This is a genomic window from Candidatus Eisenbacteria bacterium (assembly GCA_016867715.1).
In the GTDB taxonomy this organism is placed as follows: domain Bacteria; phylum Orphanbacterota; class Orphanbacteria; order Orphanbacterales; family Orphanbacteraceae; genus VGIW01.
Map to the genome: position 1 here is coordinate 1 of VGIW01000109.1, position 10,014 is coordinate 10,014.

Consider the following 10,014-nt stretch of genomic DNA (forward strand, 5'->3'; position numbering starts at 1 on the left):
GATGCGGACGCGGGGGCGATCGAGGTCCGCGTGGAGGAGGGGGGCGGCGCTCTCATCGAGGTCTCCGACGACGGCGCCGGAATGGACGCCGAGGACGCGCGCCTCGCCTTCGCGCGCCACGCGACGAGCAAGATCCGGGACGCCGACGACATCCTCCGTGTCGCCACGTTCGGTTTTCGGGGCGAGGCGCTCCCGAGCATCGCCTCGGTGGCGGAGGTCGAGCTCCTCACCGCTCCCGAAGGGGGGGAGGGCACTCGCCTCGTTCTTCGCGCCGGACGTTTGATCCGCGAAGAGAAAGCCGCCCGGGCGCGCGGGACCACGATCGCCGTCCGCAACCTCTTCTTCAACACCCCGGCGAGACGTAAATTTTTGAAGAGCGAACCGACCGAGGAGAAGAGGATCCGGAGAGCGGTGATCGCGCAGGCGCTCTCCGAGAGGGACGTCGCCTTCCGCTACCTTCGGGACGGCGAGGAGGTCTTTCATCTCCCCGCCGGCGAGGACCTCCGTCTTCGCCTCGCGCGCCTCTTCGGGCGCCCCTTCGCGGACGAGCTCGTCCTCGCCGAGGGGAAGGAGCACGGACCGGTCGTCTTCGGGTTCGTGTCGAAGATCGACGCCGCGCGCGGGACGCGGGATTATCAGTTCTTCCACGTGAACCGCCGGCCGGTGCAGCAGGCCTTGCTTCATCAAGCGGTCGCCGCTGCGTATCAGGGGGCGCTCCCGAGAGGACGACATCCGGCGTACGTCCTCTCCCTCACGATCGATCCGGAGTTCGTCGACGTGAACATCCACCCCACGAAGAGGGAGGTTCGCTTCTCGCCGGAGCGGACCGTCTTCGCCGCGGTGCAGGCGGCGGTCGGGCGCGCCCTTCGATCGGAATCGAGCCTTCCCCGCTTGTGGAAGGAGAAACCGGAGACGCCGCGAACGGGGGAGAGTCGGGGCGAACCGCGTCCGCTCGATCTTCCCCCCGCGCGCGAGGGGAGTTGGACGTACCATCCCGATTCGCGCGCCGTGGAATCGGAGCCGGCGGAAGCCGAGGGGGAAGGATGGCTTGCGCGCGCCGATCTCTCGCGCGTCCATCAGATCGGGAACACGTTTCTCGTGACCGCCGCGCCCGAGGGGATCCTGATCGCGGATCAGCACACCGTCCACGAGCGGATTCTCTTCGAGGAGACTCTCGCGCGGATCGAGCGAAGATCGGGCGAGTCGCAGCGCCTCCTCTTTCCGGAGACGGTCGAGGCGGATCCCGACCTCGTTCGGATCGCGGAGGAGAACTGCGAAACGATCGAGGCGGCCGGCTTTCTCGTCCACCCGGCCGGACCGCGGGGGCTTCTTCTCGAGGGGACGCCGCCCGGGCTTCGGACAAGCGAACCGAGGCGCTTCCTCATCGACTTCCTCGAGTCGCTCGGCGAGACGGAGCGCTCGGACGAGCCGCGCGAGAAGCGCGTCGCCGCGTCGGTCGCATGCCACGGCGCCGTCCGCGCGGGGGATCCGCTCGCGCCGGAGGAGAGGAGCGCCCTTCTCCGGCGGCTTCGCGCCTGCCACGAGCCGCTCCGCTGCCCGCACGGACGCCCGACCTTCCTCACCGTCTCCTCCGAGGAGCTCGCGCGGCGGTTTCTTCGCACATGAACGATCCGATCCTCGCCCTCGTGGGTCCGACCGCCTCGGGAAAGACCGAGGTCGGGATTCTTCTCGCCGAGCGTCTCGACGGCGAGATCCTCTCCGCGGACGCGCGGCAGGTGTACCGAAGGCTCGACATCGGGACCGCGAAGCCGTCGGCGGAGGAGCGCGCCCGCGCGGCGCATCATCTTCTCGATCTCGCCGAACCGGACGAGACGTTCCACGCGGGCCGCTATGTGCGCGAAGCGGAGCGTGTGCTCGCCGAGGTGTGCGCGCGCGGCCGTCTCCCGATCGTCGTGGGGGGGACCGGGCTGTACATCCGCGCGCTTCTCCGGGGTCTCGACGTTCGGGTCGGCCGCCGCCCGGAGATTCGCGCCGAGCTCCGCGCGCGGTTCGAGCGGGAGGGGAGCCGCGCGCTTCACGTGGAGCTTGCGCGCGTCGATCCGGAGTCGGCCGTTGCGATCCACCCGAACGACGAGGTCCGCATCGCGCGCGCCCTCGAGATCTACCTCGCGTCGGGAGAGACGAGGAGCGAGCAGCACCGCCGCGCGCGCGGAGTGCGCCACGACCATCGTCTCGCCGGGCTCGATCCGCCCCGAACGGTTCTCTTTCGCCGGATCGACGAGCGCTTCGATCGGATGATCGCCTCGGGGTTCCTCGAGGAGGTGCGCGAACTTCTCGCGAGCGGATTCGATCCGGATCTTCCCTGCTTCCGCTCGCCCGGATACCGGGAACTGCTCGCGCACCTTCGCGGCACGATGAGCCTCGAGGAGGCGACCCTGCGGGCGAAGCGCGAGACCCGCCGCCTCGCCAAGCGCCAGATGACCTGGTTTCGATCCGAGGACGTGCGTTGGTTCGATCCGACCGAAGAGGGGGGAGCGGAAGAAGCGGCCGCGCGGATCGCGTCGTGGTTCGGCGAAGGTCGAACGAGCGGGTCGTGACGGTTCCAGGCGCGGAGCGCCTCGGTGGACGGTCGTTTCGGTCGCGGCTATACTGAGACCAGATCACTCGGGGGTTTTCTGGGGACACGATGCGGATTTCGGGACGATTCGCGGCTTGTTCCGATCGCGGGTCGGGCGAAATGGGCAGGGTGTCCTCCAATTGCCACGAATGGCGAAACGGTACACCACCGATTCCCCCGGAGGTGCTTCAATGAGAAAGGAATTCAGAGAGCATTCCCACCCGGCCGGTGGCTTCCGGTCGGTAACGGGTCCCATCGTGGGCGCGCGAATCACGGCGATCCTCGTTGTTTTGATTCTTGCCGGCGCCGCTTCGGCCGAGCCTCGTATTCCTTTTCAGGAGATCCGGGATGAGGTCGTTCCACACGGAGGAGAGTCTCTTCGTCTCGACGCCTGCTCGGTCGCGTACTACAACACCTGCTCAGGCTGGGTGTGGGTTTGGTCTTGGGGCTATGCGGAAGAGGCGGGTGTAGTGTTCGACTTGCCGTCGGAATGCGGGAAGACTCCGGGAACTCCATGCACGAACGCGGGATTCTGGTGGTACTGGCGGTACACACTGCCAGGCTACAACTACACCGTGACCTATCGAATGTATGCGGTGAACTCTTTGTTCTACAAGATTGGAGATCCTCTTGGATCGTTGAGTCATCAGGATCCGGTCGAGCGGTGGAACTACTATCCTGGGCTCGGCGCGACGGAGAGCGATCTTGTTGCGTTGACGGCGATGCCGGACTGGGGCGGGTACCCGTTCTTGATTACCGACAACAACGCCAAGAACCAGCAGGTGGGGTGCGCTCCGGTCCCGTCCGAGCAGCATACTGTCTACTACGGGAACTGGTACGACCCGTACGATCCCCCCGAGCCTTTGCTCGACGGCTTGGGCTTCGTGAACATTCTTATGGACGCGACGTTCTCCTGCGAGGAGACGTCGATCGAGCCGGCATCGTGGGGGGCGATCAAGACGCTCTTTCGGTAGCACCGCCGCGAGCCGGGGTCTTTGCGTCGCCTGCCCGTCCTTCCCGGGGTCCTGCGAGTGACCGGAAGTCTCCCGAGCCCTCCGCGGACGGGCTGGCGATTCGCCCGGTCGGTCCCCGGAGGCGGTCGCACGCCGCCGCGCTCCACACAACCTTCAGGCCCCCAGAAAGGGAACACCCGCCGCTCCCCGCTCTTGACTTCCCCGTTCCGCCGTGTTATCCATCGAGCGAACGGCTCGCGAGCGGGCATAGCTCAGTTGGCAGAGCATCAGCTTCCCAAGCTGAGGGTCGCGGGTTCGACCCCCGTTGCCCGCTCCATCTTTTCTCCGCGAGGAGTCCTCTCTCTCCGCACGTCGGTTTTTTTATGCGTCAAGAAACGCCGCGCGCGTCGGTTCCGCCTCCCCATCGCGCGTAGAGCGCGGGGAGCACGAGAAGCGTGAGGAGGGTGTCGCTCAGGATGCCGCCGATCACCACTGTGGCGAGAGGGCGCTGCACTTCGGCGCCGACGCCGGTGTTGAAGGCCATCGGGAGGAAGCCGACCGCCGCCACGCACGCGGTCATGAGCACCGGGCGGAGCCTCACCCGACACGCCTCGCGCACGGCCGTTTCGAGCGCATCCCCCGCGCGAAGACGCTGCTTGATGAACGTGACCAGCACGAGGCCGTTCAGCATCGCGACGCCCGAGAGCGCGATGAAGCCGATCGCGGCGCTCACGGTGAACGGCATGCCGCGGAGCGCCAGCGCCGCGACGCCGCCGACCGCCCCGAGCGGAATGCCGGTGGCGACGATCCCGACGTCGCGCGCGCGTCCCAGGCTGAAGTAGAGAAGCGTGAAGATGAGCCCGAGCGTGAGCGGCACGACGAAGAGGAGCCGGCGGTTCGCCCGCTGCATGTTCTCGAACTGGCCGCCCCACTCGAGCGAGTAGCCTTCCGGCAACCGCACCCCGTCGGCGATTCGCCTCTTCGCCTCGGCGACGAAGCCGCCGACATCGCGGTCTCGCACGTTGCATTGAACGGCGGTCCGGCGACGCCCCCACTCGCGCGGGATCGTCGTCGGCCCCTCGGTCTCGTGGATATGGGCGACGCGCTCGAGCGGCACCACCGCACCGCTCGCGGCGGGGATCCACGTGCCGGCGAGCGCGTCCGGGTCGGTGCGCGGCCCGTCGGGCAAACGGACGACGAGCGGGAAGCGCCGCTCCCCTTCGCGGATCTCGCCCGCGCGCACGCCCGCCACCGCTTCCACCGTTTCGAGAACCTCGCGCGCCGAGAGACCGAACCGCCCCGCGGCTTCCGGATCGACCTTCACCTCCAGCATCGGCTGCCCGGTGATCGGTTCGCCCGCCACGTCGGCGGCGCCGCGAATCCCGACGAGCACGCGCTGAACCTCGTCCGAGATCCTCGTCAAGACGTCGAGATCGTCCCCGTACACCTTGATCCCGATGTCGGACCGAATGCCGGCGATCATCTCGTTCATGCGCATCTCGATCGGTTGGCTGAAGACGAAGCTCATGCCGGGGAGCTCGCCGAGGACCTCGTCCATCCGCTGAACGAGCTCCGCTTGTGTGCGCGCCCTCGTCCATTCCCCGCGCGGCGTGAGCGCGAGGAAGATGTCGGTGAGCTCGATCCCCATCGGGTCGGTGGCGACCTCCGCGGTGCCGAGCCGCGACCAGACCCTCTCGATCTCGTCGGGGAACTCCTCGAGGAGCCGGTTCTCGATGCGGCGGTTGTATTCCATCGCGCTCTCCACCGACACCCCCGCGAGCCGCACGGTGTTGATCGCGATCGCCCCCTCGCCGAGCCGGGGCAGAAACTCCCCGCCCAAACGGAGCGCGCCGAGAGCGGCGACCGCGACCAACGCCGCCGCCCCCGCCAGCGTCCGGCCTCGAAAGCGCAAGGCGTAGCCCAGCGCCGGCGCGTACGCTCGGTGCGCCGCCCGCACGATCCACGGTTCCGTCCGGGCGCTCCCTCCGAGGAACCGCCGGAGAAGCGACCACCGGCCCGAAGGCCCGCCGCCGCGCTCCGACCCTTCCGCGCGCGAGAGGAAGAGGCTCGCCCCCACCGGCATCAGCGTCAGCGACACGATCAACGAGCCGGCGAGCGCGAAGACCATCGTGAGCGCCATCGGCCGGAACATCTTCCCCTCGATCCCCTCGAGCGTCAGGATCGGAAGGAACACGATGAGGATGATCAGCTCGCCGAACATCGTCGGCCTGCGCACCTCGAGAGCGGCGTCGCGGATCGTATCGAGCCACGGTTTGTTCTTCCGGCGCGAGACGTGGCGCTGGCAGTTCTCGATCATGATCACCGAGCTGTCCACGATCACCCCGAAATCGATCGCTCCGAGGCTGAGGAGGCTAGCCGCGATCCCCGCTTGAAGCATGAAGTGCCCGGCGAAGAGCATCGACATCGGGATGGCGGCGGCGACGATGAGGCCGGCCCGCAGGCTTCCGAGAAACGCGAACAAGATCGCGATCACGAGGAGCGCGCCGGCCGTCAGGTTGTGGCGAACCGTTCGGATGACCTGGTCCACGAGCTCGGTGCGGTCGTACACGACCTCGGCCCGCACGTCGGGCGGCAACGCCTTCTCTGCCTCGGCGAGCGCGGCCCGGAGCCCGCGTGTCACGTCGCGGCTGTTCTCGCCCATCAGCATGAAGCCGAGCCCGAGGACCACCTCGCCCTTGCCGTCGGCGGAGACCGCCCCGCGCCGGATCTCGTGCCCGATCCGGACATCGGCCACGTCGCGCACGCGCACCGGCGCCCCCTCTTCGGCGGCGACGACGAGATCGCCGATCTCCTCGACGCCGGGGGCGAGCCCGACGCCGCGGACTGTGAGGGCCTCGCCTCCTCGGGTGATCACGCCGCCGCCCACGTTCCGGTTGTTCGCCTCGAGCGTCTCCACGAGATCACGGAACGTGAGCCCGTGTTTGACGAGCTTCTCGGGTTGGACGACGACGTGGTATTGCTTCTCGAACCCGCCCCACGCGTTCACCTCGGCCACGCCGGCCGCCTTGCGAAGCTCCGGCTTGATCACCCAGTCGTGCAGCTCGCGGATCTCGATCAACGAGCGGTTCGGGTCGTCGGAGCGAACGACGTAGTGGAACACCTCGCCGAGACCGCTCGAGATCGGGCCGAGCTGCGGCCGGTCGACGCCGTCCGGGAGCAGGACGCTCTGCACGCGTTCGCTCACCAGCTGCCGGGCCTCTACGATCGGCGTGCCGTCGGCGAACGTCGCCACCACGTGCGAGAGACCGGTCTTCGACTGGGAGCGGACGTGAACGAGGCCCGGAAGACCGTTGATCGTGAGCTCGATCGGGAGCGTGATCTGTGCCTCCACCTCCGTCGGGTTCAGGGCCGGGGCGACCGTGTTGATCTGCACCTGCACCGGCGTCGTGTCGGGGAACGCATCGATGGGAAGCCGGAGGAGCGCGCGGACGCCGACGAGGATCCACGCCCCCGCGAGAAGACAAACCAAGAGCCGGTTGCGAAGCGAGAAGTCGATGATGCGGCCGAGCATGCTCTAGTCCTCCACGCAGCCCGCGCCGAGCCGCGAGAGGAGGAGCTGCGACTTCGCGAGGAACGCGCCTTGGACGACCACCGGCTCCTCCGCGCCGAGGCCCTCGGCGACCGCCACGAGGCCGTCCTCGGCCGCGCCGAGACGGACGGAGCGCGCCTCGAGGAGATCCTCTTCGCTCTTCACGAAGACGAACGGCCGCCCGTCGATCCACTGAACGGCCTCTCGCGGCACGGCCACGACCGGATCCGCGCCGCCGGCGAGAACGCGGGCGCGGGCGAACATCCGCGCGCGGAGCAAACCGTCCGGATCCGCGATCTCGGCCCGAGCGCGCGCCATCCGCGTCCGATCGTCCACTTCCGCGGCGATCCACACGAGCGCGCCGGTGAAAACGCGCTCGGGCACCGCCTCGAGAGTGATCTCGACTTCCTGCCCCAGGCGAACACGAGCGAGGTGCTTCTCGGGGATGTGGATCTCGGCCCACATCGTCGAGCGGTCCGCCAGCGTGAAGAGCGGCTTCCCCGCTTCGACCCGCGCGCCGCGCACCGCGCTTCTCGCGACGATCTCGCCTGCGAACGGCGCGCGCACGGCGAGAAGGGCGCCGTCCGAGGACGGTTCGTCGAGACCGAGCGCTTCGAGCCTCCGAGCGGCGGCGAGGTAGGCTGCCTCCGCTTCCTGAAGCTCCTTCTCGGAGCTGACCCCGCTCGCGCGGAGCGTTCGTTCGCGCGCGAGCGTCTGCTCGGCGAGGCGCGCGTTCGCCGCGGCTTCGGCGAACTCGGCCGACCCGAGCGCAGCGAGAACCCGGCCGCGCGCGACGCGGTCGCCAAGGTCCGCTTCGACCTCCCGGAGAACGCCCGCGACCGGCGCGACGATCTCGGCGAGAAGGTTCCCGTTGAACTCGATCGTGGCATAACACTCGACGCCGTCCCGCATCGGCCGGACCTCGGGCGGAGCGGACGCGATCCCCGCTTGCTCGCAGGATTCGGCGGAGGCGAACCGGATCTTGAGGCCCTCGCCAGGCGCGAGCGCACTGGCCCGCTCGGGGTGACAGATGCCGCATTCGTCCTCGTAGAGGTCGTGCTCTCCGCAGTAGGGCCGCCCCGAATCGAACGCGGCGGCCGTCCGCGCATCCGGGTTCGACGGCGTCGAATCGGCCGGCTTCCCGCACCCGGTCACGAGCGCGAGGCTCATCGCCAAGAGAACAAGGCGGATCGTGTTCATGATTTCTCCTTCCCGCGCGCCGCGCCGTTTCGCCCGGTCATCGCCCCGAGTCTCCCGGGGCGGCGGGTTCGATGGAACACGCGGAGATCGATGTCTCGCCGACGGCGCGCGCGATCTCCGCGACGGTGATGTGATAGCGGACGAGCCCGTCGGTGAGCCGCGCTCGGAGATCGACGAACGAGCGCTCCGCCTCGACGAGATCGAGATACCCGAGCTTTCCGTGCTCGTAGCCGATCCGCGCCGCCTCGAGCGCCTCTTCGGCGGCGGGGAGTGCGATCTCGCGAAGGACGGCGGCCTCGTCGTGCGCGTTCCGCGCCCCGGCGAGAAGATGCGCGAGGCGCGCCTCGAGATCGAGCGCCGCCGCCTCTCGCTCGCTCTCCGCGCGGGCGAGATCGCTCGCCGCCGCGCGGACCGCCGCGGAGTTCCGATCGAAGAGGGGGAGGGGGAGGGAGAGGCCCGCGACGAACGAGCGCTCGCCGCTCTCTTCCTCGCGCCGAAGTCCGCCGGCAACCGTGAGGTCGGGGAAACGCGACGCCTTCTCGCGTCGGAGCGCGGCCGCGATTCCTTCCCTCTCCCGCTCGAGGCGGAGAAGCTCCGGGCTTCGCGCGCCCCCGTCGAGCGAGAGGGCGAAATCGGCCGGATCGATCGGGTGCTCGAAGTCCCCCTCAACGCGCCCGAGCGACGCGTCGGGCTCGCCGAAGAGAGCGGCGAGCGCGCGGCGCGACGCTTCCCGCTCGCGCTCCGCGGCGTTCCGGGCGGTCTCCGCGAGGACGCGCTCGACCTTCGCGCGCGTTTCGTCGAGAGGAGGGACATCCCCGGCGGCGACCCTCCGTCCGGCCGCCTCGTGAATCGCTGCGAGGAGGCGGGCGTTCGCTTCGGCGAGCGCCGCGTGCTCCTCCGCCCCCCACACCCCGACGAACGCATCGACCGCGCGAAACCAGAGGTCGAGGCGGACCTCCTCCCGGTCCGCGCGCGCGGCCTCCCTCTCGGCCGCCGCCACCGCGGCGCGCGCCCCGCGCTTCCCGCCGATCTCGATCGTCTGCGCGATCCGGAGGGTGGTCTCCGCGCCGCTCCAACCGGCGCGCTCTTCTTCGCCGCCGAACCCCTCGGCTTCCCACTCGATCTCCGGGTTCGGGCGCGCGCCCGCCTGCTCCGACCGATCCTCGGCCGCATCGACCGCGCGCTCCGCCGCCCAAAGACCGGGGTTCCGCGCGACGATCCGGCGCCAGATTTCTTCAAACGTCAACGATTGAGCGGTTTCGGCCGCCTCCGGCCGCGAGCAGAGACCCCACGCGGCCGCGAGGCAGAGCGCCGAAACCAGGGCTCGTCTCCGACCCATCGACCCTCCTCGACTCCCTCCGCCCTCGGCGGAGAAGAAACGAACGGAACGCCCGGACGCAGGAACGCCGCGCGGGCGGACCCGCGTTCACGGGAGGCGGATGTCCGAGACGATCAGGCGGTTGGGGGCCGAGGCGCGCGTTCGTCCCTCAACAGGACCGAGGGCTCGACCGGCGGGGAAGGGGGGCGGAGCGCCGAAGGCTCCGCGAAGGAGACAACCGCAGGCGGAAGAGCGAGCGAGGAGTGGCAGAGGCAAGGGCAAGAGTCGCCCTCGTCTCCGTGTTCGTCCTCGCACGCCTCCGCACAGAAGACGAGGGGAAGGGACCAGAGAGCGAACAGCGCCGCGAGAAGCGCGAGCGCCGGTAGGCGCGCGTTCCATCTCATGCGGAGAAGTG

At 69.3% G+C, this 10,014-nt stretch carries 6 protein-coding genes and 1 tRNA gene; 4 read left to right on the top strand and 3 right to left on the bottom strand.

Annotation, left to right across the window (positions count from 1 at the left end; all coding sequences use genetic code 11):
• From FJY73_12975 to FJY73_12990, 4 genes are all read left to right on the top strand, one after another.
• Nucleotides 1-1,626, top strand: a 1,626-nt coding sequence (locus FJY73_12975) for a DNA mismatch repair endonuclease MutL (protein ID MBM3321570.1), incomplete at its 5' end; no start/stop codon positions are given.
• On the top strand, nt 1,623-2,558 hold the full coding sequence (miaA, locus tag FJY73_12980) for a tRNA (adenosine(37)-N6)-dimethylallyltransferase MiaA (GenBank protein MBM3321571.1): 936 nt from the start codon (nt 1,623-1,625) through the stop codon (nt 2,556-2,558). The genes FJY73_12975 and miaA, both read left to right, overlap by 4 nt.
• A 277-nt stretch (nt 2,559-2,835) precedes the next feature.
• Entirely contained in the window at nt 2,836-3,552 is a 717-nt protein-coding gene (locus tag FJY73_12985) for a hypothetical protein (protein ID MBM3321572.1), read from the top strand.
• A 240-nt stretch (nt 3,553-3,792) separates the two neighbouring features.
• Nucleotides 3,793-3,868: transfer RNA gene (locus FJY73_12990), tRNA-Gly, on the top strand.
• 51 nt (nt 3,869-3,919) lie between these two features.
• Here FJY73_12990 and FJY73_12995 read toward each other — a convergent pair.
• From FJY73_12995 to FJY73_13005, 3 genes are read right to left on the bottom strand one after another with little or no spacing between them, the layout of a single operon-like run.
• On the bottom strand, nt 3,920-7,063 hold the full coding sequence (locus tag FJY73_12995; protein ID MBM3321573.1) for an efflux RND transporter permease subunit: 3,144 nt from the start codon (nt 7,061-7,063) through the stop codon (nt 3,920-3,922).
• A 3-nt stretch (nt 7,064-7,066) separates the two neighbouring features.
• Nucleotides 7,067-8,281: an efflux RND transporter periplasmic adaptor subunit gene (locus tag FJY73_13000; GenBank protein ID MBM3321574.1), complete on the bottom strand. Its 1,215-nt coding sequence runs from the start codon at nt 8,279-8,281 to the stop codon at nt 7,067-7,069.
• A gap of 37 nt (nt 8,282-8,318) precedes the next feature.
• Nucleotides 8,319-9,620 (bottom strand): TolC family protein, encoded by a 1,302-nt coding sequence (locus tag FJY73_13005; protein MBM3321575.1) that lies wholly within the window; start codon nt 9,618-9,620, stop codon nt 8,319-8,321.
• Nucleotides 9,621-10,014 lie beyond the last annotated feature (394 nt).